This is a genomic window from Pontibacillus chungwhensis BH030062, assembly GCF_000770675.1.
Lineage (GTDB): Bacteria > Bacillota > Bacilli > Bacillales > BH030062 > Pontibacillus > Pontibacillus chungwhensis.
This window is the reverse complement of sequence record NZ_AVBG01000014.1, coordinates 42586-65727: the sequence shown is the minus strand read 5'-3', so window position 1 is coordinate 65727 and position 23142 is coordinate 42586. Positions and strand designations below refer to the sequence as shown.

The 23142-nt window shown below is 42.8% G+C and carries 26 protein-coding genes, 1 pseudogene and 2 riboswitches; of the genes and pseudogenes, 7 read left to right on the top strand and 20 right to left on the bottom strand.

The window, feature by feature from the left end:
* Positions 1 to 4: 4 nt before the first annotated feature.
* The 5 genes from N780_RS15845 to N780_RS15830 form a co-directional block, all read right to left on the bottom strand.
* Positions 5 to 985, bottom strand: coding sequence for a Gfo/Idh/MocA family protein (locus tag N780_RS15845; RefSeq protein ID WP_036786378.1), 981 nt, complete (start codon positions 983 to 985; stop codon positions 5 to 7).
* 164 nt (positions 986 to 1149) lie between these two features.
* The gene (locus tag N780_RS19955; protein WP_156969208.1) at positions 1150 to 1326 is read right to left on the bottom strand and encodes a hypothetical protein; all 177 of its coding nucleotides are present in this window, start codon (positions 1324 to 1326) and stop codon (positions 1150 to 1152) included.
* Between the two features lie 99 nt (positions 1327 to 1425).
* On the bottom strand, positions 1426 to 1695 hold the full coding sequence (locus N780_RS15840; RefSeq protein ID WP_232299555.1) for a DUF3953 domain-containing protein: 270 nt from the start codon (positions 1693 to 1695) through the stop codon (positions 1426 to 1428).
* Between the two features lie 653 nt (positions 1696 to 2348).
* The gene (locus N780_RS15835) at positions 2349 to 3389 is read right to left on the bottom strand and encodes a DUF4179 domain-containing protein (protein WP_036786376.1); all 1041 of its coding nucleotides are present in this window, start codon (positions 3387 to 3389) and stop codon (positions 2349 to 2351) included.
* Positions 3379 to 3927 carry a sigma-70 family RNA polymerase sigma factor gene (locus N780_RS15830; RefSeq protein WP_036786375.1) on the bottom strand — a complete coding sequence of 183 codons (549 nt, stop codon included), beginning with the start codon at positions 3925 to 3927 and terminating at the stop codon, positions 3379 to 3381. Before N780_RS15830 ends, N780_RS15835 begins: the two co-directional genes overlap by 11 nt.
* Before the next feature lie 947 nt (positions 3928 to 4874).
* Positions 4875 to 4983, top strand: a riboswitch (TPP riboswitch).
* A gap of 118 nt (positions 4984 to 5101) precedes the next feature.
* Between N780_RS15830 and N780_RS15825 the strand changes: the two genes are divergently transcribed.
* From N780_RS15825 to N780_RS15805, 5 genes are all read left to right on the top strand, one after another.
* On the top strand, positions 5102 to 6091 hold the full coding sequence (locus N780_RS15825) for an ABC transporter substrate-binding protein (protein WP_036786373.1): 990 nt from the start codon (positions 5102 to 5104) through the stop codon (positions 6089 to 6091).
* Between the two features lie 5 nt (positions 6092 to 6096).
* Entirely contained in the window at positions 6097 to 6390 is a 294-nt protein-coding gene (locus N780_RS15820) for a thiamine-binding protein (RefSeq protein ID WP_036786371.1), read from the top strand.
* Positions 6387 to 7157 (top strand): ABC transporter permease, encoded by a 771-nt coding sequence (locus N780_RS15815; RefSeq protein ID WP_036786369.1) that lies wholly within the window; start codon positions 6387 to 6389, stop codon positions 7155 to 7157. The genes N780_RS15820 and N780_RS15815 overlap by 4 nt, the downstream gene beginning before the upstream one ends.
* Entirely contained in the window at positions 7150 to 7908 is a 759-nt protein-coding gene (locus N780_RS15810) for an ABC transporter ATP-binding protein (protein WP_036786367.1), read from the top strand. Before N780_RS15815 ends, N780_RS15810 begins: the two co-directional genes overlap by 8 nt.
* 281 nt (positions 7909 to 8189) lie before the next feature.
* Positions 8190 to 9431, top strand: a complete 1242-nt coding sequence (locus N780_RS15805) for a dicarboxylate/amino acid:cation symporter (protein WP_232299554.1) — start codon at positions 8190 to 8192, stop codon at positions 9429 to 9431.
* Positions 9432 to 9489: 58 nt separating this feature from the next.
* Here N780_RS15805 and N780_RS15800 read toward each other — a convergent pair whose 3' ends face one another.
* From N780_RS15800 to N780_RS15785, 5 genes are all read right to left on the bottom strand, one after another.
* Positions 9490 to 9732 (bottom strand): hypothetical protein, encoded by a 243-nt coding sequence (locus N780_RS15800; RefSeq protein ID WP_036786365.1) that lies wholly within the window; start codon positions 9730 to 9732, stop codon positions 9490 to 9492.
* A 201-nt stretch (positions 9733 to 9933) separates the two neighbouring features.
* Entirely contained in the window at positions 9934 to 11220 is a 1287-nt protein-coding gene (gene lysA, locus N780_RS15795) for a diaminopimelate decarboxylase (protein ID WP_036786363.1), read from the bottom strand.
* Positions 11221 to 11320: 100 nt separating this feature from the next.
* Positions 11321 to 11495, bottom strand: a riboswitch (Lysine riboswitch).
* A gap of 83 nt (positions 11496 to 11578) precedes the next feature.
* Entirely contained in the window at positions 11579 to 11701 is a 123-nt protein-coding gene (locus tag N780_RS20300; RefSeq protein WP_269746719.1) for a hypothetical protein, read from the bottom strand.
* Positions 11702 to 11763: 62 nt separating this feature from the next.
* Complete coding sequence (locus N780_RS15790; protein ID WP_036786361.1) at positions 11764 to 12213, bottom strand: YkvA family protein; 450 nt, start codon at positions 12211 to 12213, stop codon at positions 11764 to 11766.
* A gap of 588 nt (positions 12214 to 12801) precedes the next feature.
* Complete coding sequence (locus tag N780_RS15785; RefSeq protein WP_036786359.1) at positions 12802 to 13353, bottom strand: putative glycolipid-binding domain-containing protein; 552 nt, start codon at positions 13351 to 13353, stop codon at positions 12802 to 12804.
* A gap of 102 nt (positions 13354 to 13455) precedes the next feature.
* Here N780_RS15785 and N780_RS15780 point away from each other — a divergent pair, with 102 nt between their 5' ends.
* Positions 13456 to 14097: a DJ-1/PfpI family protein gene (locus N780_RS15780; protein ID WP_232299553.1), complete on the top strand. Its 642-nt coding sequence runs from the start codon at positions 13456 to 13458 to the stop codon at positions 14095 to 14097.
* 59 nt (positions 14098 to 14156) lie between these two features.
* Here the strand turns inward: N780_RS15780 and rbsB are convergent, their stop codons facing one another.
* Genes rbsB through N780_RS15750 form a run of 6 tightly spaced genes read right to left on the bottom strand, consistent with a single transcriptional unit; the run spans position 14157 to position 19812 of the window.
* The gene (gene rbsB / locus N780_RS15775) at positions 14157 to 15089 is read right to left on the bottom strand and encodes a ribose ABC transporter substrate-binding protein RbsB (RefSeq protein WP_036786357.1); all 933 of its coding nucleotides are present in this window, start codon (positions 15087 to 15089) and stop codon (positions 14157 to 14159) included.
* A gap of 10 nt (positions 15090 to 15099) precedes the next feature.
* Positions 15100 to 16056, bottom strand: a complete 957-nt coding sequence (rbsC, locus tag N780_RS15770) for a ribose ABC transporter permease RbsC (protein WP_052115123.1) — start codon at positions 16054 to 16056, stop codon at positions 15100 to 15102.
* Entirely contained in the window at positions 16049 to 17539 is a 1491-nt protein-coding gene (locus N780_RS15765) for a sugar ABC transporter ATP-binding protein (protein ID WP_036786355.1), read from the bottom strand. The genes rbsC and N780_RS15765 overlap by 8 nt, the downstream gene beginning before the upstream one ends.
* 16 nt (positions 17540 to 17555) lie before the next feature.
* Positions 17556 to 17942 carry a D-ribose pyranase gene (gene rbsD, locus N780_RS15760; RefSeq protein ID WP_036786354.1) on the bottom strand — a complete coding sequence of 129 codons (387 nt, stop codon included), beginning with the start codon at positions 17940 to 17942 and terminating at the stop codon, positions 17556 to 17558.
* Positions 17939 to 18829 carry a ribokinase gene (gene rbsK, locus N780_RS15755; protein WP_036786352.1) on the bottom strand — a complete coding sequence of 297 codons (891 nt, stop codon included), beginning with the start codon at positions 18827 to 18829 and terminating at the stop codon, positions 17939 to 17941. Before rbsK ends, rbsD begins: the two co-directional genes overlap by 4 nt.
* 5 nt (positions 18830 to 18834) lie before the next feature.
* On the bottom strand, positions 18835 to 19812 hold the full coding sequence (locus tag N780_RS15750; protein WP_036786350.1) for a LacI family DNA-binding transcriptional regulator: 978 nt from the start codon (positions 19810 to 19812) through the stop codon (positions 18835 to 18837).
* Positions 19813 to 20062: 250 nt separating this feature from the next.
* Here N780_RS15750 and N780_RS15745 point away from each other — a divergent pair, with 250 nt between their 5' ends.
* Positions 20063 to 20248, top strand: a complete 186-nt coding sequence (locus tag N780_RS15745; protein ID WP_036786348.1) for a hypothetical protein — start codon at positions 20063 to 20065, stop codon at positions 20246 to 20248.
* 288 nt (positions 20249 to 20536) lie between these two features.
* Here N780_RS15745 and N780_RS15740 read toward each other — a convergent pair.
* The 4 genes and pseudogenes from N780_RS15740 to N780_RS15725 all read right to left on the bottom strand — a co-directional run bounded on the left by N780_RS15740 (position 20537) and on the right by N780_RS15725 (position 23132).
* A pseudogene (locus N780_RS15740) lies at positions 20537 to 21070 on the bottom strand (GNAT family N-acetyltransferase).
* A 397-nt stretch (positions 21071 to 21467) separates the two neighbouring features.
* The gene (locus N780_RS15735) at positions 21468 to 21995 is read right to left on the bottom strand and encodes a hypothetical protein (RefSeq protein WP_198135873.1); all 528 of its coding nucleotides are present in this window, start codon (positions 21993 to 21995) and stop codon (positions 21468 to 21470) included.
* A 187-nt stretch (positions 21996 to 22182) separates the two neighbouring features.
* A complete protein-coding gene (locus tag N780_RS15730) occupies positions 22183 to 22476 on the bottom strand; it encodes a hypothetical protein (protein ID WP_036786346.1) in 294 nt (97 codons plus the stop codon).
* Positions 22477 to 22565: 89 nt separating this feature from the next.
* Positions 22566 to 23132, bottom strand: a complete 567-nt coding sequence (locus N780_RS15725; protein WP_036786344.1) for a suppressor of fused domain protein — start codon at positions 23130 to 23132, stop codon at positions 22566 to 22568.
* Between the last annotated feature and the right edge of the window lie 10 nt (positions 23133 to 23142).

Sequence of the window (23142 nt, the reverse complement as noted above, 5' to 3'; positions counted from 1 at the left end):
CCCTTTACCTTTTGTAGTACTCTCGAACCATATCATCCATAACCCGGTTCGTGCGTAACGCTGAATGTCCCGTGCTCGGCGACTCCCCTTTTCCTAATAGTTCATCGACGATCGTTTGGATCAGGTGCTGTTGAATCGGACTTGGGCGATCGATAAGAAATTCTTCTGTTCCGAGTTGGTTGATTAACGTGACCGGGACTTCATCAAATGTTGAGAAAATAAGTTCCCCTTTTGTCCCGACGATTCGGTTCCGATCTTCATTCTTATAGGAAGAGAAGTTCCATACGCCCGTCCCCATCACGCCATTTTCAAATCGGAAACTACCACTTACGCTATCTTCAGCAGGATAAGAGTCCGAAAGATTGTCTGCATACCCTTTCACATCTTCAATCGGTCCAAGCAAGTAATCAAAGAGGTCGAGCGTATGAGAAGCAACGTCATAAAATAAACCTCCGCCGCTCACTTCAGGACGCACTCTCCATGGCCATTCTCCATTTTCATCTTTCTCTAATAGCCGTTGCGTCTGCTCCATCGTCACAAAACGAACGTCACCAATCGCGCCCTCATCGAGCAGCTCTTTCACTTTGAGAAAACGTGGCAATCGGCGACGATAATAGGCAACGTATAAAGGCACATCGTGTTCCTCGCAAACGTCAATCATAGCCTGGCACTCTTCTGTGTTCAGTGCCATTGGCTTCTCGACGTATACAGGTTTCCCTGCCTTTGCTACCATTTCTGTGTACTCTTTATGAGAGCCTGGTGGTGTGGCGATGTACACCGCATCCACTTCTGAATCATGGACAAGGTCCTCTGCTTTGTCGTACCACTTTGGCACATTGTGGCGCTCCGCGTAATCTTTCGCAAGCTCTCCGTTCCGCCTCATAACAGCCACGAGTGAACTATTGTCCGCTAACTGAAAGCCTGGTCCACTTTTCACCTCAGTCACATCGCCGCAGCCAATAATCCCCCATCGAATGGTTTCCATATGTATGATCCTCCGATCCCGTTTCTATTTATGTCGTACCTTCCAAAAGAAGCAATTGCCACTTCTTTGACAGAGCCATTTTAACATACCATCTTTAGGAAGAGAGTAGTTATCTATTCATAAGAAAAAGAGCCAGCTTCCCGTTGCAGGAGGCTGGCTCTTGTTTAGTCTTTCGTATATTGCTCAGGATTTGAACCTGCTTTCCACAATGTTAGTGCGATGGCAATGGCTGACAAACTCCAATAGAAGAACTCCCACCGTCCAGAAAGAACGGATACAATCAAGAACACTAAAGGACTACCTATTAAAATGATTAATGACAGGCTTTGATAACGATTCATGTAGACTCTCCCCCTCACTTAAAACAAGACATCCGTTAAATCCACCTAGCAAAGTAAATGGATTGTTATAGAAAATAAATTAATGAATATCGTACCCTTTCATTCTAAGAAACTATGAACCGATACAAATAAAATAAATGTACTGATTACTATTCTGACCCATCCATTGCCTTTTTTGCCATCTCGAAATTCAATTAATCCACTCACCAACACCATTAAACTAAAAGACAACAACATATAGGATTGAAACCTGTGATCTACAATCAACCCATACCCTGCAAGCGAGACAGCTATGATTGAAAATATAATTTCCAAAAGCTTTAACAATGTAAACCCACCTCTAACCAATGCGATTAATGATCCTTGCACCTAACCTCCCGTTGCCTTAATAAGAATAGGCGAATTGCTGATTGAAGTAACACTCGATCCTTTAGAAAAGGAGCACCAAAATAGATATGATAAATAAAATAATCGCCAAAAGAAACCGAACAACTACATTCCTTATTTCTTGTTCTCCTTTAGCTTTCTGAATTTCTCTTCTGTAATCGAACCAACTATGAACAGTAAATATAAAAATTAAAATCACAAATAGAAGTTGCTGGAACAAAATGAGTTCACCCTTCCCGCTACAACTCCTTGGACACCATGCCCCGTCACAAACTCTTTTCTTGAAAGCCATTTTAACATAAAATACCATGAACCGTTTCAGAAAATCACGTTAAGGCGTCGGGACAGTCCTCGCGACTCCTCAAGTTAATATGTTGGGTTCTATCACCTTTTCAATGCTTTTTCATGCAAAAACGTCAGAGATCAAGTGCTTCTCTGACGTTTTTTGTGCTTTTTTTCTATAAAAGGTCATTGATTGGTGCGATCTCTTACCTTATGGTCATGAATCTTAATGAAACAGTCATAGATCGAACGTCTCTCTTACCTTTTTATTGTCATGTTGGGTGAAAGCGTCACAGATGGAGGACGGGACAAGGTACCTGTCCCCTCATCCCACTGCAGCATGCGGTCATCGTTTAATCAATCTCCTCTTCATTCTTATCTAAAATCATTAAGTTGTACGTATCATCTCGGATTGCTTCCGTGCCTTCACCATTCTGTATATATTGCTCTACTTCAGAATGAATCTCCTCAGCGATCTGAGCCGCTTCGTCTGATCCTTTCTCAAGCGATGTCTTCACCTTCATGACTAGAGGATAGGGATGGAAGGAGTAGGAAAATCCGGTTACAGGGTATTCGCCTGAATCAACAAGGGCTCCAGCGATATCATTGAGTGCACCAGTATCATCCCACCGCTTTTCTTGCTCCCTGGCTTTCTTCTCTACTTGGCGGATATCAAGCTTTAGTTCAGCGTCTACTGATTCAGCTTCTTCTTTTGCGATCATTTCGAGTTGATCCATCCGACTCTCTTCTTTGGTTACAATAATGTTCATATAGATTCCTTCTCGATCATTAATCCGAACGGAGACTGGGAACATTAATTCATAACCCTCCCTTTCTAAACGCTCAGTTAGTGACTTTTCGATCCTCTTACTCTCCTCTTCGTTTGCCTTCTCTTCTTCTGTTAACTCAAGAGGCTGACTAGAACTCTTCTTGGTAGGCACGACCTCAACTTTGTATCCACCTAGCCCCTTATCATCAAGCGCATTTTCAACCTGTGTGGCCAACTCTTCAAGTGAGACTTCTTCATCTTTTACAGACAGCTCGATACCCTTTTCATCAGAAACGTAATGAGCAAGCTCGTAGCCTTGTTCTTTAACTGAGGCATTTACAGTTTGGAGTACTTTCTCCACTTCTTCCCTTCGTTCTTCCTCATCCTGAACATACTGACTAATAAACGGGATCTTCGCCAATACAGGTTCAAGAGACGGGACATAAAGGATACTTGCAAACATAATAAAGACTAACGCCACAGCTGTGATCACAGGAGTGAGGTAGCGTTTAGTACGCTTAGGGCGAGGAGGAGAATCTAATCGATTGAGTACATTTCGTTGATTGCTCTTCTTAAATTTCATCCCTTCCACTTCTTCCGGATAGTTCCACCGATTATTCTTCAACGATCATTCCCCCTTCTACTAAATGCTTGAGGCGTTCTCTTGCACGGCGAAGCCTGCTTTTAACTGTATTTGAGTTACAATCAAGGACACTCGCTACTTCATCTACAGATAGATCTTCGTAATAATATAGGATGACCACTTCTCGATATTTAATAGAAAGCTTCAGCACCTGATCGAATAAAACGTTCTTTTCTTCATTTTGTATGACCTCTTTCATCACGTTACTCCCCAACTCATCGGTCCGTTCTGGCAGCACCGATTTCGGAATCAAGTTGCGAAACGACCAGCTCCTCACATAATCTTTGCAGTAATTAACTGTAATTCGGTAGAGCCAGGTCTGATAGGAAGATCGCTCTTCAAATGAATCAAGTGAATGGTAACAACGAATAAAAACTTCTTGCGCAAGGTCTTCTGCTCGCGCCCTGTCTTTCGCGTATGTATACGCAATCCGAAGCACCATATCGCCATGTCTCTCCATTAAATCAGTCAGGAGTTCCTGCTTCGACTGTTGCTTATTCCATTCTCGCTCCCCATGCATTGCTTTCCCTCCTTCTTCACCCCGTTAGACGACACCGGGCAAAGCTCCGTTCCCTTTTTCTTGAAATAAATATCCAAATCCATCCTAACCAACGGGTTCTCATATGGCAATGAGGAGGTTAATCTGCGACTTCCTAAGAAGGAGGACAAGGTACCTGTCCCCTCATCTCACTTGTAAACGTTTGTACTTAAACATTTGTCAGAAATATACTCCATGTTATATTAAATAAAAGGAGTGTTAAAATGGAAATATTTTTACATATTATAGTATTAGGGATTATTTCATTTTTATCTATTAACTTAGGTCTGTATTACAAAAATAAAAAAAACAACTCTATTTACGGAGCCATCGCTAGTTCCGCCGTTCCCCTATTGATCTATATTTTATTTACCTACTATTTCGCTTTATATATTTCTCCAATATTGTTTTTATGCACGTTTATTTATTGGCGTTCTAAAAACTAGTGATTTCTGAAGAACCGGGACGATTCGAGACGAGTGAAAAAGTCAAAAACCTATACAAAAGAAGCAAGTCACCTACTGTATAGTGGATTTGCTTCTTTTTAAATCTGTATTTAGATGTAAGTGTACAAACTTGGATAATTTAAGTACTTTTTCACTGGTTTCGGACGGTTCTTGTGCTTCCTCCAGAGTTAATAAATGGAGAATCTATTACCTTATCAATACCGTTTTTTGTTTCTCCTTTATAAAAGGTCATAGATTAGTGCGATCTCTTACATTATGCTCAGATAGCCTAATGAAATCGTCAGAGATCGAACGTTTCTCTTACCTTTTTACTAGTATGAGATGTGTAAACGTCACAGATGGAAAGCGGGACAAGGTACCTGTCCCCTCATCCCACTTTGTCCCCTGATCCCACTTGCAATTCTTAAACAACTGTGGCAAAGTCTTAAGTGAAAGAGCGTTAATCATAACTTAATAGAAACACGTAACATGTAGGGGAACCAGTGTGACTGGTTGAGACGTCCTGTAGACAGACGGACCCTTAGAACCTGATCTGGTTGAGACCAGCGTAGGAAACATATCTAACGTTTTTTAATGATATGCACCCTAGGTATGGTACCTGGTGCTTTTTTTATTGGAAAATTTTCTACGATTCTCTAAAAGTCCCTTACCGTTTCTTAACGCTCTACTTACAAAAGGGAGGAATCATTTTGAAGAAACTTATGATCTGGACTTGTCTTCTCGTCCTCTTAACTGCTTGCTCGAGCACGAGCGAGGAAAGTGGTGAAGAAAGCGAGTCTCCACAAGACGTGACGCTCGTCCTTGATTGGACACCAAACACGAACCACACCGGGCTATACGTAGCCAAAGAAAAAGGCTATTTCGAAGAGCAAGGCCTGAACGTGGAAATCATTATGCCAGGTGAAGCCGGGGCTGATCAGCTCGTCGCCTCAGAAAAAGCTGACTTTGGCATTAGTGCTCAAGAAGCTTTGACGAAGGCGCGTGTACAGGATATCCCTGTCGTGTCGATCGCAGCGATTATCCAGCACAATACATCAGGGTTCGCATCCCCTCAAGACAAAAACATAGACTCACCAAAAGATTTCGAAGGAAAAACATACGGCGGCTGGGGTGCGCCTGTTGAGAGAGAAGTCATCTCATCTCTTATGAAACAAGAAAACGCTGATGCGGAGAAGGTTGAAATTGTGAATATGGGTAACACCGACTTCTTCACAGCCGTTGAGCGAGACGTTGATTTCGCGTGGATTTACTACGGATGGACAGGCGTTGAAGCTGAACTTCGTGGCAAAGACTTAAATATGATCTACTTAACCGACTACTCGGAGAAACTAGATTACTATACACCTGTTCTCACAACGAACCAGAAGCATATTGATGAAGACCCTGAGCTCGTTAAAGACTTCACGAAAGCTGTGTCACAAGGCTACCAATATGCGATCGATGAACCAAAGAAATCAGCTGATATTTTAATAGACGCCGTACCAGACCTTGACCCTGAACTCGTTAAAGCCAGTCAGGAATGGCTGTCCCCGAAATATCAGGATGACGCCGAGCAGTGGGGTATTCAGGAAAAAGCCACATGGCAAAACTATGCCGATTGGATGTATGAAAACGGTTTGCTCGATCAAGAGCTTAAAGCGGATGAAGCCTTTACGAACGAATTCTTACCAGAGGAGTGATCAGAATGGCCAATTCATTAGTCAGTATTCAAATTATCCCAAAGACCCCAAACGGAGAACCAACGATTCCGATGGTGGACGAAGCGATTTCGATCATTGAAGAGTCAGGAGTAAAATACGAGGTCCATCCCCTTGAAACAACGATGGAAGGGGAACTCTCTGAGCTGTTTCAGATCATTGAAAAGTTGAATGAACGAATGGTTGAACTAGGATGCTTGAATGTGATCTCCCAAGTGAAAGTACTCTATCAACCTAGCGGCGCTTCAATGGACGCTCTAACGGAGAAGTATTCACAATGAAACAAGTAGTCTTAAGAGGATGGCGGCCCACGTTGGTCATCATCCTTCTCTTTATTTTATGGGAAAGTGCTAGTCGATTGTTCGAAATCCCTGAGTGGCTCATACCCTCCCCTACTCAAGTATGGGAAGAGGGAATAGCGGGATGGTCTGTGTACAACCACCATTTATACTCTACCATTCTCCTAACCGTTACCGGATTCCTAATTGGGTCCTCGGTCGGAATTATAGTAGCAATCTTGCTTCACGTCATACCCATCTTTCGCAACATGTTCTACCCGCTTATTATTTTCTCGCAAAATATCCCGATTATCGTGCTTGCCCCATTACTCGTGATTTGGTTTGGATTCGGAATGTTGCCAAAGCTAATCATCATTACACTGGTCTGCTTCTTCCCGATCGCCGTTTCAACGATGGACGGATTGAGGCAAACAAGTACCGAACTGCTTCACTATACGAAAATGGCGGGCGCAACAAAGCGACAGACGTTCTGGAAATTAGAATGGCCGCACGCGCTGCCTTCGTTATTCTCCGGGTTAAAGATTTCCGCTACATACAGTGTGATGGGGGCTGTAATTTCTGAGTGGTTAGGGGCAAAGGAAGGAATCGGCGTGTATATGACGCTCGCTTCTTCCTCCTTCCGAACAGATCGCGTCTTTGTGGCCATCTTCTTGATTATGCTATTGAGCTTACTTTTCTTTGCTCTGATTACACTCATTGAGAAACGGGTCGTTGCCTGGAAAACGAAAGGAGTCGAGACCAATGGCTGAACTCACGTTACAAAATGTATCAAAGTCCTTCGACAATCAGCTCATTTTAAACGATATTAACCTAAGCGTCGGAAACGAGGAGTTCGTGTCCGTCCTTGGGCCTTCTGGCAGCGGAAAAAGTACGCTTTTTAATTTGATCGGGGGCCTGTATCAGCCCGATCAAGGTGAGATTACATTAGATGGGGATACCATTACAGGCACAAGAGGATCGATTAGCTACATGCCACAAAGCCCTTCCCTTTTTCCGTGGAGGACGATTGTCGACAACGTGATGCTTGGGAGTGAAATTGTTGGTGAACCAGATCGGGAAGCCGCTATGAATATGCTTAAGAAGGCTGGTTTGTCAGGATATGAGAACGCCTATCCGCATCAGCTCTCTGGCGGGATGAAGCAACGGGCCGCTTTTGTAAGAAGCCTCCTTAGCCCACAGCCGCTTATTTGTTTGGACGAACCTTTCTCCGCACTCGATGAGTTCACACGACTCGAGATGCAAAAGTGGCTCCTTGATTTGTGGAGCGAGCATAAGCGTTCTGTTTTATTTGTTACGCATAATATTGAAGAAGCGCTGTTCCTGTCTGATCGGGTGATTGTGTTATCAGAACGGCCAGCTACCGTTCAGAAAGAGTTTGAGGTGCCGTTTGATCGGCCTCGCGAAGAGACGCTGCTTTTATCTGAGGAGATGCTTAGCTGGAAGCGAGAGATTTATCAAGTCTTGAAGCGCGGGGACGGGTCTGGCGCTTCGCGAGGTTAATATTTGAGGGATCTGTTACCTTTTTAATACTTTTTCATACAAAAACGTCAGAGATCATGTGATTCTTTGACGTTTCTTTGTGATATCTTCTATAAAAGGTCATAGATTTGAGGGATCTCTTACCTTTTTATTGAGATGTGAAGTGAAAACGTTACAGATAGATTGCGGGGCAAGGGACCTGTCCCCTTATCTCTTTATAACTATCTCTTCTAAGCGATCCATGATAAAATTCGTAAGGACATCTTACTTATTTTTATCATACAAATGAAGGAGGAAATTCGTTGAAATCACTCTTCAACAAATACATAGAAACATCTTTCGTTCTTAAAATGTTTATTGGTTTTCTTGCAGGTACCCTGCTCGCCTTAGCCATCGGGGAACAAGCAACGGTAGTTAAGCCACTCGGCGATCTATTAATCAATCTATTAAAACTCATCGCCATTCCGGTCATCTTCCTAACCGTTGTGTTGGCAGTGGATCAGATGAACTTACCTACACTCGGTCGGATGGGCGGTAAACTCATCCTTTACTACATCGCCACGACGGCAGCAGCGGTGTTTATTGGACTAGGACTGGCTTTCTTAGTCGACCCGGGTAAGAATCTGGAGCTTCCAAACGCAGAGGTTGAGAAACCAGATACGCCTTCATTTGGCGATGTCTTGATGAATATCATTCCTGATAATATCGTCGCACCGTTTGTGAATGGTGATCTTATGTCGATTCTTTTCTTATCTGTCATTATCGGAATTGCCATCTCGACGATGAAATTTTCTAGTGAAGAGAAGATGAAAGGCTACGGTGAGTTGTTAGACCGGTTCTTCCAGGCGCTGAATGAACTCTTCTATAAACTTTTAAACGGCGTTCTCTTTTACGCTCCAATTGGGATCTTCGGAATTAGCGCTTCTTCATTTGGCGGCCAAGGTTGGGAAACGCTTCAGTCCTTACTTAGCTTTACGGCTGTCTTTTATGCAGGGGTTGCTCTTCTATGGGTGCTCGTTTACACAACATTCCTGAAGCTATCAGGTCATCCGTTAAAGCCGTTCTTCTCAGCTACGAAGGACGCCTATACGACGGCGTTCTTCACTTCAAGCAGTGTCGCTACTTTACCAGTTGCGATTGATACGGCGAAGAAAGCTGGCATATCAGAACGCGTCGCTCACTTCACACTTCCGCTCGGTGCGGTCTTTAACTCTGATGGCGGCGCCCTGCGCATGGGTGTGTCAATTGTGTTTGCCGCGAACATTACAGACTTATCCTTGTCTGTCGGCGACTTCTTCACTATCGTTGTTATCGGTACACTTCTATCTGTCGGGACAGCAGGCGTTCCTGCAGCTGGACTCGTTACTCTATCAGCTGTCTTAACGATGTTTAACCTTCCACTTGAGATCGTTGCGCTTATTGCAGGTGTTGACGTTCTGATTGGTATGGCAGGTACAGCTTCGAACGTATTCGGCGATATCGTTGGAGCTGCGGTTGTGGATAAATCGGAAGATAAACAGGATCCTACTAAAAAAACCGCATAATAAGCTAGAAAAAAGCGGCCTCGTCTTTTAAACCTGACGAGGCCGCTTTCCTATAGTGTTACATAATTTCTCGTACTAAATCGACAACTACCCCTGTTACAAGAACGAGGGTGGTAAAAATACATACACCACCGCGTAGTTTCTTCTTTTCTCTTAATTCTTCAAGACCAAGAAAGAAAAACATCAATGCCACCAAGGAAAAAATGACCTCAATCGGCCAGTCTAGAGAGTTAATAAATAGGTCATAAAAGCATAAAACGAGCACTACACCCGGCAATACCAAATTCACTTTTCGTACCATAAGTTGCCCCCTACTCTCCTCAGATTCTACACCAACAGCTGAATTAACTATTAATGAAGAACTTTTAAGGAGTGCTCTTCCGTAAACCCTTATGTATTCGCTGTTTCATTCAATACCCAACTTGGACCACCAAATATCCAAAAGTTGGTAAACACAGCGTACCATAACGAACTTTACTTGAGAACACATAAGGGCTTACATCTACTGATCCTTCCTCACCAAATCATCATACGTCTCCCGCTCAATCACAACACGCGATTCCCCGTCTTGTGCAAACACGACAGCCGGACGCGGAATACGATTATAGTTACTCGCCATCGAATACCCGTAAGCTCCTGTACTGAACACAGCGAGAATATCCCCGTAATTTGTAGGTGGCAACATCAAATCCCAGATCAGCATATCGCCTGATTCACAACACTTCCCGGCTACGCTCACGAGTTCTGTTGCCTCTTCGTCGGGACGATTGGCTAACATGGCCTGGTACCTTGCCTGATAAAGGGCCGGACGAATATTATCCGTCATGCCTCCATCGACCGTAATATACGTACGGAGGTCCGGGATGATTTTCTTCGAGCCGACTTTATACAACGTCGTTCCCGCTTCTGCTACCATACTTCTACCTGGTTCGATCCATACTTCAGGGAAGGATAGCTCATGGTCGGTATAATGCTTTTTCACACTTTCTGAAATAGCTTGAACGTATTCAGAAATGGCTAGAGGCTGGTCGTCTTCTGTGTATCGAACGCCAAATCCCCCTCCTACATTTAGAACCGGTAATTCCAAACCGTATTTCTTTTTCATCTGGTACACGAATCCAGTTAAAATCTGAATCGCCTGGTCAAATCCGTCCGTTTCAAACATTTGCGACCCAATATGAGAATGGATGCCTAACAGGTTATAGTGAGGTTTACGAGTCACAATTTGGACCGCTGTTTCCGCTTGCCCGTTTGATAATCCAAATCCGAACTTCGAATCTTCCTGCCCCGTCATAATGTATTCATGCGTATGAGCTTCCACACCTGGCGTTACTCGTAGCAAAATGTTCACGTGTTGCTCGCGCTTGCTAGCAAGATCATGAAGCATTTCAACCTCTAGAAAATTATCAACAACAAAGCAGCCAATTTCAGCATCAAGCGCCATCGCTAATTCATCTTCTGATTTATTGTTGCCGTGAAAATGAATGCGACTTGCCGGAAAACCTGCTTGAAGCGCTGTGTAGAGCTCGCCCCCTGAGACCACATCAAGAGATAGCTTCTCTTGTTTAGCCAAGCGCGCCATCTCTTTACACAAGAACGCTTTACTCGCATAAGCGACTTGAAAATTGAGACCGCTCGACTTAAACGCACCGCGAAATGCTCGAGCATGCTGACGGATCTTCCCTTCGTCATAAACCATAAGTGGCGTCCCATATTCTTCAACTAGCTTATCCGTACTCACCCCACCGATTTCCATATCCGTCTGTACGTTCGCTTCTACTGTTTGCATCTATAAATCTCCTTTTGTCTCCTCTGCAACACAAAAAAACCGTATGAAGCGATGTTCATACGGTTCTTCTAGAAATAGACCTTGAAGATATGTACAACATCTCTTCAATAGTGCTCCACAACTTCGCATTGCGACAGTCTGGCATTTGTTCAATACCAGCCCAACAAAGAATAGAATGGCTATTCTCTATCTCGGCGATCTGCCTTTCCCTTTCCTTCGCTGGACCCATTGTCCTCCGGAAAGCTACTCATCATACTCGCGCCTCTATTGTCAGAGAGAGTTATTATTATATTATGGTTAGAAACTATACCATTAATTTTCACCAAATGTCAATAACACGCACGATGGGAAAAGTCCCTTACCTTAAGAAATACTCGGTCGCTGCTATAAACAATACGACTACAACCGCCGTCATCCACACATACCAGTCCGGGACGTATGCCCATTCAAACACCATTCCCACGCCCTTCCCGAATTTCATTCTACTTCCATCATACAAAAAAAGACTTTCCTAAGTTACCCTACTCAGAAAAGTCTTGTTGATTACCCTTCAGCCGGTCGGTCGGATTCCTTAGGATCCTCAAGCTCATCCACATCAATCGAGTCGCCGAATAGCTTCTTCACTCGCTCCTTCGCTTGAGCGCGCACGTCGTCATTGATATGAGACAACACCTGGTACACCGCATAAATAATCACGGCACTATCATCAGCAAACCCAACGGCTGGGATCAAATCGGGGATAGCATCGACAGGTAGAATTAAGTATCCAAGTGCCCCGGCAATCGTTAGCTTCGCCTTCTTCGGTGTATCAGGATTTTTGAATGCGTAGAAAAGAAGCAAGCTGTAGTATACGCCTTTCTTTCCTAGGCGGCCGCTGTAGGCGCGTACTTTTTCTCCGAATTCTTTTTCAGAGAAATAAGCTCGGCCTCGTTCTATGGCACGTGCGGGGTTTAAGTTTTTTAATCGTTGTTGATAGGTCTTCTTTTCCTCCATGGTCCCTCTCCTTTAATCGAATGATCTTGGTTTCTGTTTTCCCTGAATGGGGTGGATTTATTCCTGATCATTCAGGCAAAAACGGGAATATGCTTCCGATAGTTTAGAATGAGAGGAAGGTGGTTCGGGAAATTACTCGCTTTCCGCGGCGAGCTGGGAAGCCTCCTCGTTCCTGCGGGGTCTCCCCTAGGCTCCTCCTGCCGCAGGAGTCTCGCAATTTCCCGAACCTCCTTTGCCATATGTAGCAGAAACGGAAGCATGCCAGATAAGGAAATCATATACCCCCCACACTAATCTAGCTTTGAGACCGTTCTGAAAAAAACAAATAAGAACACACATTAAATGATCCATAAAAAGACTCCTGTAATAGATGAAGCAAAGATGATGAGTATTAGACATCCTGTACTAAGGCAACTTTCTAAGAAGCTATCGATTTTTGAACGTATCTTACCTTTTTTGCTTTGCTGATTGGTTTTAAGTTTATTCATGATCGCTTTCACCTGTCTTGCTGCTTGTGTGCTATTTCTATACACCTTACCATCTAGTATTTCTACTGAATATAAGCAAAGATATCCAAAGCCAGAAGGATTAATACTTCTGCATGAAAACCCCTGGATATTCTAATACGATTCCATCCTCATCTACGGTGATCACTGTTTCATAGTTCCTGCAGTGATAGTGAAACCTTCTTAGGTCTCCGTCGTTCCCTAAGAAGGTGTAGTACTGCTTCACTTTTTCTAATGTGAATTCGGGGACTTCTATATACACCATTTCCAATTCTCGTTCTTGTCCTTCATTCCAATTAAAACGATTGATTGGTAATGTATTAGAAAATGGCGTTACAGAAAGGTCTACATCGATTGCGCCTTTCATTTTTAATAAAGGCTCATCTCTGGTCCACCAATTCCCTTTCCCATCTGAGTATAAGGATAAGGAGTGGTCAGTCCCATCATCTGTTAGGTCAACACGTCTGGTCAGCCAATTCTGATCCATTAGGATGCTATATGTAATAGGATGAATAGCTTCTTTCGTTGCGAAAAGGACCGCTCCTTGTGCGGTAATGGACTCTTCATCTTTACTAATTTTTAAATGTTCACTTCCTGAATGTTCGATATGCTCCCAGAAGACATTTCTCTCCATTTCATTACTCCTTCCTTATTTCCATATCCCTACTGTTGCTGCAACCACTGAAGGCGATGGATTTATTTCTACGTAACATTATAACAAGGATTTTGAAAATTTTTGAAGAAAACAGTATGTAAGCACAAACAAGAGAGTAGAAGATTGCTGACACTAGTAGGAAAAACTACAGAAAGGAATGATTCTTTGAAGGCATTATTCTTATTGTATGAAGGCTATGTCGATTGGGAGATTAGCGCCCTTTCTTACATACTAAGCGTTACAGATTGCGAGATTGAGACGACGGCTCTCCAGTCGGAAGTGAAGCACTGCGGCCAATTTACGGTGAAGGTCACTAAAACGATAGACGAATGCACTGCGGGAGAATATGATCTTTTAATCATACCAGGAGGAGATCCTGTGCCTCTTTTAGAGGAAAGCAAAATTACGACCCTCATTCAGGAATTTGATAAGAAGAACAAGTGGATTGCTGCCATTTGCGGAGCTTCTACTCTCTTGGGAGCTAGTTCTGTGTTGAGAGAAAGGGAATATTCGACCTCTATTGAAATAGAAGAATTCCAAGCTTTCTTTAACCCGACTTATAAAAGTAAAACGGATGTAACCGTATGTGAGAACCTGATTACAGCTGAAGGAAATGCGTATATTGAATTCGCGATTGCTACCGGAAAGCAACTGAACTTGTTTGAGGACCGCGAAGATGAATTAGAGACAGTATTATTCTTTAAGAATCAATTAAGAAATTAGGTAGGACTCTCACCATTTAAAAGAACCCGGATGCCACTCATCCGGGTTCGCTAATAATCCTATTCGTCTACATTCTCTTCCGTCACGAGCTTAAGCGGTACAGGAATCGTGTCTTCAACTTCTTTTCCTTGAAGAACATCATCCCCAGCTTGAACCGCTAGTTTCCCAATCTCAATCGGCTGCTGTGCCACAGTTGCGGAGAGGTTCCCATCACGGATACTGCTCATCGCATCGTCATTTCCGTCAAATCCTACAACGAGAATATCGCGACCGGAGCTTTGGATGGCTTGATAAGCGCCTAGTGCCATTTCGTCATTGTGAGCGAAGACGGCTTCTATCTCAGGGTTCCCTTGTAGCATATTCTCCATCGTCGTTAACCCTTCTGTACGGTCAAAGTTCGCCGTTTGCTTGGCGACGACGTCTAGCTTTTCGTCAGCGATGTTATGGAAGCCTGCTCCACGTTCGCGGGTAGCGGAGGCACCCGGTACGCCTTCTAGTTCAGCGACTTTCGCGCCTTCACCAACTTGTTCGACGATATACTCCCCAGCGATTTCGCCACCTTTTTCATTATCCGAGCTGACTAACGTCGCGACTTCTCCCTTTTCAGCGGAGCGATCAAGTGTAACCACTGGAATGCCTAGACTGTTAGCAGATTGAACCGCTGTTGAGATGGCTGCTGAGTCTGTTGGGTTAATCAAGAGAACATCAACCCCTTGCTGAATTAAATCCTCCACATCATTTACTTGTTTCGCTGCGTCATTTTGAGCGTCAACGACAACGACTTCCATTCCTTGTGCTTCAGCCTCTTGCTCGACTCCTTCTTTCATCGATACGAAGAAAGGATTATTTAATGTAGAAACCGATAGTCCGACCTTCACGTCTCCTTCTCCGTCGCCTGAGCTTGGCTTCGCCCACTCTGGCGGTTGCAGGGAACAGGCGCTTAGGAAAATTAGGACGAGGCTCATCATTAATAATAGACGTAATTTTCTCATGTTTATCCCCCTATGCTGCTTTCTTTCGGTCAATTAATACGGCGATGATAATAACGACACCCTTCACAACCATCTGGAAGAAGGAAGAAACGCCAAGTAGGTTCAATCCATTATTCAGTGTACCGATAATGAGTGCACCAATTAGTGTTCCTATAATCAACCCACGTCCGCCTGATAGACTCGTACCACCTAGCACAACAGCGGCAATCGCGTCTAACTCGTACGCTTCACCTGCTGTAGGCTGAGCAGAATCAAGACGGGATACTAGAATCGCACCTGCAAGGGCAGATAATAAGCCTGCAAGCGAATAAACCATAACCTTAACGCGAGATACATTAATACCTGAAATAAGAGCTGCTTTCTCATTGCCACCAATCGCATATGTCTTACGACCGAATGGCGTTTTGTGTAAAATCACCCAAAGAACCGCGAAAGCAAGAAACATTGTAATCGCCGGTACCGGAATACCTAGGAAATACCCACGTCCGAACAGCTGGAATGCGTAGCTATCTCCAAGTCCTGTTATCGGATTACCATCTGTATACACGAGCGTTAATCCCCGGAACATCGTCATGGTTGCTAGTGTTGCGATAAACGGTGCCATTTTCCCTTTTGTAATAAGAAGACCGTTTACGGCTCCCATTACAGCACCTAGTAAGCAACCAATAATAATCGCTAGAATCGGATCAAGACCAGACACCATCATGCCGGCCATTAAAGCACTCGATAACGCGAGTACAGAACCGACGGATAAATCAATGCCACCTGTTAAAATAACGAACGTCATGCCATAAGCGATCAGCGCATTAATCGCGACTTGTCTTAATAGATTTAATAAGTTCAACGGTTCTAAGAAACTAGAATTAAAAATTGATACAACTACAATAAGAGCGAGCAGCCCGACAAACGGACCTAATTTTTGTGTGATGTTTCCTACCTGTTTTGCCCCTTTGATTGCACTATCCATTTACTTGACCCCCTGTTGCTAATGTCATAATTTTCTCCTGGTCGGCTTCGTCTCGATGGAGTTCTCCAGCAATGGTCCCTTCATGCACAACGAGAACTCTGTCGCTCATGCCCAGAACTTCTGGTAGTTCTGAAGAAACCATAATGATCGCGACCCCGCGGTCTGTTAGTTCATTCATTAATTGATAGATCTCTCGCTTGGCACCAACGTCGACTCCGCGAGTTGGTTCATCTAGAATTAGCACTTTCGGGCCGATTCCAATCCATTTGGCGATAACGACTTTTTGTTGATTTCCGCCAGAGAGATTCTTCGCTTCTGTGCTAGAAGATTCCGTTTTAACCGTGAGGCGTTTGATAAGCATTTCAACGAATTCTTGTTCTTCTTTTTCCTGAATCAGACTATTCTTCGTAAAGCTTCGTAAGCTTGGTAAGGCGATGTTGTCTTTAATCGGGAAGTCTAAGACAAGGCCTTCTCCTTTACGGTCTTCTGTGATAAAACCTAGACCTAGCTTCACTGCCTGACTCGGATTCTTCACGTCTACTTTCTGACCGTTTACAAAAATCTCGCCATCATACTTGCCGTCTAATCCGAACAGGGTACGCATAATTTCAGTACGCCCCGCTCCCATTAATCCGGCTACACCAACAATTTCACCAGCGCGAGCGTTGAAGTTTACATCCTGAAAGACCCCTTTTCGCCCAAGGCCTTTCACTTCAAGCACTGCCTCACCAGGATCGGGCGTTCGTTCTGGGAATCGGTCTGTCAGCTCTCTGCCGACCATTTTCCTAACGACATCATCAAAGCTTGTCTCAGGAATCGGTGTTGTATCAACGGTTTGTCCATCGCGCATCACAGTAATCCGGTCGCATATCGTAAAGATCTCTTCCATACGGTGCGAAATATAGACGATTGATACGCCTGAAGCTTTCAACGAGCGAATGACATCAAATAGCTTCTCGATCTCTCGGTCTGTAAGAGCAGCCGATGGCTCGTCCATAATGATCACTTTCGCATCGGTCATGAGTGCCTTGGCAATTTCGATCATTTGCTGTTCCCCGACTGAGCACTGACCGGCTTCTTTATGAAGGGGAATCGAGACCGCTAGTTTCTCAAATTGCTCACTCGCAATCGCTTTCATTTTTTTCGTTTGAATAAGACCGAACTTCGTAACAGGCTCTTTATTTATAAATAAGTTCTCTAAAACGGTTAAATCCGGCCAAACATTTAATTCTTGATGAATAAACGCAATCCCGAATTGCTCGGCTTCTTTTGGATTAGCAAAAGTCTTCTCTTCTCCGTCAATCGTAACGGTCCCTTCGTCTTTTTGATGAAGGCCTGTGAGAATCTTCATTAAAGTCGACTTTCCCGCTCCATTCTCGCCCATTAAAGCGTGAACTTCTCCGTGTTTAATTTCCATATCCACACCTTCGAGCACCTGATTGGTCCCGAAGGCTTTGTGGATGTTTTCCATAGAGATCTGCATGTTTCATCCCCCTTTGTTAAAACGTGACGCCAGCGTGCAGGATACAGTTTGCGTAAGGTGTAACTTCTCCTGTGCGGATAACGGCTTTAGCGTTTTTCAGTTGTTGTTTCAACGATTCGTGTGAGATGTACTCCACCTCATCGAAATATCCCTTAAAACCTATATGCACTTCTTCATTCTGTTCCATTTCGTTTGCGACCGTTGTTTTCTCGACAACCATTTCTTCTTTTAACAATGCGACTACATCTAAGAAACGTGGCACGCCTTGCTGTAAGGATAGGTCGATCTTTGGCACCCCTTCTGGTATAGGGAGCCCTGCATCGGCTACAACGATGGTGTCGGTATGACCAAGATCAGCGAGTACTTTGGCTATATGACTGTTTAGTATGCCGTTACGTTTCATTTGTTCAGCTCCTTTTCTACCTCAGCTCGTGTTGGCATTCCGCCTTGAGCTCCAAATGCTGTGACAGATAAGGCAGCTGCTTGATTGGCGAAACGCAACGATTCAAAGAGTAACTTCCCTTCGGCAATCGCTGTGGCAAAGGCTGCGTTGAACGTATCTCCAGCTCCGGTTGTATCAACAGCTTCAACTGGGAAGGACGGAACAACGACCTCTTCCTGATTGTTAAAGAAGCGAACGCCCGCTTTTCCTTCTGTAATAAATAGCTTATTTGGGAAACGCTTCAGAATAGCTGAAAGAGTTTCTCCCTCAAACAACTGTGCGGCTTCGTGTTCATTTGGTGTAAGATAACTGACTTGTTCGATGACCGCTTCAGGAATCTCTCTCGCAGGTGCCGGGTTTAGTAAAAGCGGAACATCTAACTCCTTGCACAACCTCGCTGTCTCGATCACTGTTTCTTCTGGGATCTCCTGTTGAATGAGAACGAGATCACACTCAGCCAATCGAGCACGAGCTTGATTCACATAGTCTGGCGTAACGTAATCGTTAGCCCCTTTCACTACGACAATGCTGTTATCTCCTTCAGCTAATATAATGTGAGCCGTTCCACTCTTTGAATGTGTAACCGGTTCCACATGATCGGTATGAACACCTTCCCGTTTCAGGTTCTCCAAAATTTCCGTACCATATGGATCATCTCCTACACGTCCAATCATGTAGACGTCAGCTCCAAGTCTAGCCGCCGCAACAGCCTGATTGGCGCCTTTTCCTCCTGGGACGGTTTCAAAAGACTCCCCTAAAACCGTTTCCCCTGCTAATGGACGTCTGTTCGAGGTCACCACTAAGTCCATCGACGAACTGCCTATAACGGCAATCTTTGGTTTATTCATGATCTTCATTCCTTTCTAGTCGTATCTCGTTCTATAAATTCTACAGGCATCTCGATTTTCGTTTCGATTCCTGGCTCTTTCTTAATCGTTTGTAAAAGTAACTCCGCTGCCGCTTGTCCCATTTCGTAAGCTGGCTGACGGATCGTTGAAAGCGGCGGATAGGAAAGACTGCTTTGCGGGATATCATCGTACCCGATAATTTGCAGATCTTCAGGAATTCGCTTACCAAGTCTCAGCGCTTCATGGATGATCGCAATCCCTACAATATCATTACTCGCAATAACCCCATCTGTATTCGGGTATTTCTGAAACAGCTCTTCCGCCCAACCTTTGGCATCTTCAAAAGAATAAGACGTTGTCGCAAGCACTGAAAAGTCAATGTCTGCATCACTCAACACGTCAACCGCTCCTTTAAAGCGATCTTGTGCTGGTTTCACGTGAGCAGGCCCTTTCATCAACGTAACTCTTCTGGCTCCCTTGTCGACGAGCGTACGCGCCGCTAGTCTTCCACCTTCCCGGCCATCGCTGTAGACAGAAGGATACTGATCGGTTGTACGGTCTAAAAGGACAAGCGGAATCTGTAAGGCATCGTAAATGTTTTGATCGACATGGTTTGTCGCTGAAATCATCCCAACGACGTTATTCTGTACGAACGTTTGTATATAATCAAGTTCTTTCTCTAACTCCTCATCACTATTTCCAAGCAGCAGGCGATACCCTGACTGATTCACGGTATCTTCAATCCCTCTCGCTAACTGAGGAAAGAATGGGTTCGTTATGTCTGGTAGCAACAGTCCGATCAGTTTCGATTCCCGTTTATACAGGGAGCGAGCCACTTCGTTCGGACTATAGTTTAATGAATTCATGGCCTTGAGGACTTTCTTTTTCGTTTCTTCCCCTACGTAACCATTTTCGTTTAAGACTCGCGAAACGGTGGCGACTGATACACCTGCTTCACGGGCAACGTCTTTTATGGTAATCATGTTTTCACTCCCTGTTATGTGTAACCGGTTACACATAACTTAACACATGTTTGTAATCGTTTTCAACACTAATATTTATTTGCTACTAAAAAAATAACATTGTCTTGAAAGCTTGAGTGCATATTGATTTGAGTTGGAGTTGGTTCGGTGCTGAACCACAGTTCATGTAAGATGTAAGTTTTGTTGTATGTTAACTTTTGGTAAGATTGTGTTAACATATAGAATAGTTGGTATTGAATAGGAGGCTTTTATGAGAAAAGGTATCCGATTTGTCATTGGAATTATTGGATGTATTTTATTATTTGGTCTTGGGGTTTATCAGCTTTCTTTTGGCTCTGAAGGTAGCTACTCAGAATGGTTTGCTTGGTTTTGTGTAATCGGTGCTCCCATATCTGCTCTAGGCATGTATAGGAATTATAAATTGGCTACGTCATAATACTTACCTGTTCCACTAAATCACCCGTTAATACTATAAGGAAAATTTTCTATTAGATATAATGGTTGCATTATGCTATACTAGTCTAGCGATGAGCTGAATTGCATAAGACGAGATTGACGCGCCTTTATGGCAATGCACTATGTGGAGTGCTGTCTCTCGCCGCAATACGCAAAGACGTCCTTCATAGGACGTCTTTTATTTTTGGAAAAATTTGCTGAAAGGGACAAATGCTCTTCTTCTACAATCGCCCCCTATACTTGAAGAGTTGAAATCAAGAGATCTAGTTTAATTTTCGTTAATTAGGCCAAAAACATAATGATCTACATATTCGTCGTACAATAATTCTGATTTTTCAAGACATCCTTCTTTTGTAAAACCTAACCTATGTGGGATGGCTAAACTTTTTTCATTCTCAGTTGCTACTCGTATTTCTATACGCTTAAGTTCAAGTTCATTAAAGCAATAGTTTATGACTTCTTAACACGACTTTGTCATTAACCCTTTTCCTTGAAAAGAATCCCCAAGCCAGTAACCTAAGGAAGTAGATTTATTTGACCAATTAATAGTATGTAACCCTACGATCCCTGCTAATTCTCCTTTATACCAGATCCCCGCCTGGAAGCCATCATTGTTACAGAATTGCTTTAATGTCCCCTCAATAAATCCCTTTGAGTTCTCTACTGTCTTTGTGCGATCAATCCAAGGTAACCATTTACGTAGATTATTCCTTGAGGCATCAGTGAGTTGAAATAGTTCTTCAGCATGACGTACTTCTAGTAAACGAAGTTCAGTGTCTTCGTTGATTTTATATTTAAACATTTAATATTCCCCTTTCGTTTTTATAGCTTAGAGAACGATTCTCTTCTTGGATAATCGCACCCGTTAGTGGAATAACTTTATTGGTTTTTTCTATTCTTTCCAAGAATAAAATTAACAAAAGATGAAATCGGTACGACATAAAAAATATCTAAGTTAAAAACTATACAAATGAAGGATGCTATTGTTAAAACAATTAGTGTTAATTTAATATTTCTTGAAACCGCAAGAAATACCCCCCATATGGTTACTAGAAAAAGTAAATCAAACCATACCATAAAGTTTTATCACATCCTAGATGCAAACTTTTTTTCAATATTTCATTCAACGATTCTGGTCCGTTAATGGAAGATGTGATTTCTCTTCTTCAACAATCGCACCCGTTAGCTTAATAATGAAGTTATTCAACATCTAAAGAAAAGGCATAACTTGCAGTACCTTGTTCCCAATGTGCTAACACCTCGTAAACAATTTTTCCTTTTTCAGACAGAACAACCTCATCAGAGCTGTATACAACATTGTTGTCCTCACCCCATATTCTAACAGTATAGCTTTCTGGCTGTTCTTCGAAGTCCAATTCAACATTGGTATCGGCTGTTACCTGCATTGGATTACTATCTTTAACCAATTCTGGTGGTGCAGAAGAACCTGCCTCTATTCCACTTGCTGTTCCGTCTCCATTGTCTATACTCCAACTATGAGTACCAAGCGATGGTCTAATAGTCTCTTCTCCAACAAAAACGGTTAGACTTGGTGGCTTAGGAATAACATCCCCTGAAGAACCGTCCAACTCTTCATTGTTACTAACCTCCTTAACTTCACTATCATTATCAGCTTTTTCATTCGTATCATTTATGCCAGAACAACCCATTATTGATAAAAGACATATAAGAGTTAAAGCAAAGAATAAAAATCTAAATTTCATCATACTAACCTCCTTACTATTTAGACGATAAATATATGAGAGCGTTACAGTACACTTTAATTGGTATTAAACTCTACTGCCGCATTAACACAATAGGAGCTGCCGCATCGACAACTCCTTATTTCACTATTGCACCCAATAGTTTAATAAGTTATGGAGAAATTTCATCCCTTTTCCTAAGTGAGTTAATTTACTTTTTTATTACAAATTTCGAATTTTTATATGTTGTAGCACCGTTTATTTCAGGATCCATATACACAGTAATTTCTACTTTGTCTCCTATTTCATATTTTTCAATATCATCAACAGGGATTTTGTTTCGGGTATTAGAATTATCCTGTACTAATATCATATTTTGTTGTGGATACTTTTCTTCAATAGTACCTTTAATTTTCCCCTTAACTGTATCTTCTTTTAAGCAGCCTATTAAAGAAATTGTAAGTAGTAAAAGCGTAACGACGAGTAATGCCTTTTTCTTTACCATATAATCCTCCTGATCAAGCCTGCTCCGCTATTGAAAGAAGCGACTGTTCTTGTTCAACATTCGCACCCTTTAGTTAAAGAATGATTATACTAAATAATACTTTCTCGGTTGAAGTCAATTAGATCAGGGTCTAAATCTTCAAGTTTATCTTCAAAGCTACTCCATCCGTTTTCCTCAACAAACAGAGCTTCTTTTGAAGTAATCGGAATAAGCCAAGTCATCACAATAGTAATATCTTCATTTACTGAATAAGAGTGAAAATCATCAGGGAAATAAACTGGCATTGTTGAGTATAGGGCTTCTAATTTTGAGTTATTAAATAATGAGCCATAAGGTCCTATAACATCTCCCCTTAAAAGGGCACGATTTTTTTGAAATATCATTAAACCTACTTGTTGCAGTAACGATGGTATATTTATATCTCCAATACTTGAGTCTGCAACAAAAATAAGTTCTTGATGTATTTCTTTTTCGCTCATATATGATACAAACGGAAAATTACTCAACCCCAATGTTGAATAAGTCACCGTACCCTCGAAAGGTCCATTACCATATTTGACAACTTGAAATGGAAGTTCCTCGTCGTCTTCGTTTTTAGACCATCCGCATTCAATCTCACCTAAGTGATTCTCTAAGAAATTTATGAATTTATTCATACTTCCTCCC

Excerpts from the sequence above, each read along its gene's own strand:
- N780_RS15845 (WP_036786378.1), bottom strand. The coding sequence starts at position 985 with ATGGAAACCATTCGATGGGGGATTATTGGCTGCGGCGATGTGACTGAG.
- N780_RS19955 (WP_156969208.1), bottom strand. The coding sequence starts at position 1,326 with ATGAATCGTTATCAAAGCCTGTCATTAATCATTTTAATAGGTAGTCCT.
- N780_RS15830 (WP_036786375.1), bottom strand. The coding sequence starts at position 3,927 with ATGCATGGGGAGCGAGAATGGAATAAGCAACAGTCGAAGCAGGAACTC.
- N780_RS15820 (WP_036786371.1), top strand. The coding sequence starts at position 6,097 with ATGGCCAATTCATTAGTCAGTATTCAAATTATCCCAAAGACCCCAAAC.
- N780_RS15815 (WP_036786369.1), top strand. The coding sequence starts at position 6,387 with ATGAAACAAGTAGTCTTAAGAGGATGGCGGCCCACGTTGGTCATCATC.
- N780_RS15810 (WP_036786367.1), top strand. The coding sequence starts at position 7,150 with ATGGCTGAACTCACGTTACAAAATGTATCAAAGTCCTTCGACAATCAG.
- N780_RS15800 (WP_036786365.1), bottom strand. The coding sequence starts at position 9,732 with ATGGTACGAAAAGTGAATTTGGTATTGCCGGGTGTAGTGCTCGTTTTA.
- lysA (WP_036786363.1), bottom strand. The coding sequence starts at position 11,220 with ATGCAAACAGTAGAAGCGAACGTACAGACGGATATGGAAATCGGTGGG.
- N780_RS20300 (WP_269746719.1), bottom strand. The coding sequence starts at position 11,701 with ATGAAATTCGGGAAGGGCGTGGGAATGGTGTTTGAATGGGCATACGTC.
- N780_RS15790 (WP_036786361.1), bottom strand. The coding sequence starts at position 12,213 with ATGGAGGAAAAGAAGACCTATCAACAACGATTAAAAAACTTAAACCCC.
- N780_RS15785 (WP_036786359.1), bottom strand. The coding sequence starts at position 13,353 with ATGGAGAGAAATGTCTTCTGGGAGCATATCGAACATTCAGGAAGTGAA.
- rbsB (WP_036786357.1), bottom strand. The coding sequence starts at position 15,089 with ATGAGAAAATTACGTCTATTATTAATGATGAGCCTCGTCCTAATTTTC.
- rbsC (WP_052115123.1), bottom strand. The coding sequence starts at position 16,056 with ATGGATAGTGCAATCAAAGGGGCAAAACAGGTAGGAAACATCACACAA.
- N780_RS15765 (WP_036786355.1), bottom strand. The coding sequence starts at position 17,539 with ATGCAGATCTCTATGGAAAACATCCACAAAGCCTTCGGGACCAATCAG.
- rbsD (WP_036786354.1), bottom strand. The coding sequence starts at position 17,942 with ATGAAACGTAACGGCATACTAAACAGTCATATAGCCAAAGTACTCGCT.
- rbsK (WP_036786352.1), bottom strand. The coding sequence starts at position 18,829 with ATGAATAAACCAAAGATTGCCGTTATAGGCAGTTCGTCGATGGACTTA.
- N780_RS15750 (WP_036786350.1), bottom strand. The coding sequence starts at position 19,812 with ATGATTACCATAAAAGACGTTGCCCGTGAAGCAGGTGTATCAGTCGCC.
- N780_RS15745 (WP_036786348.1), top strand. The coding sequence starts at position 20,063 with ATGAGAAAAGGTATCCGATTTGTCATTGGAATTATTGGATGTATTTTA.
- N780_RS15735 (WP_198135873.1), bottom strand. The coding sequence starts at position 21,995 with ATGATGAAATTTAGATTTTTATTCTTTGCTTTAACTCTTATATGTCTT.
- N780_RS15730 (WP_036786346.1), bottom strand. The coding sequence starts at position 22,476 with ATGGTAAAGAAAAAGGCATTACTCGTCGTTACGCTTTTACTACTTACA.
- N780_RS15725 (WP_036786344.1), bottom strand. The coding sequence starts at position 23,132 with ATGAATAAATTCATAAATTTCTTAGAGAATCACTTAGGTGAGATTGAA.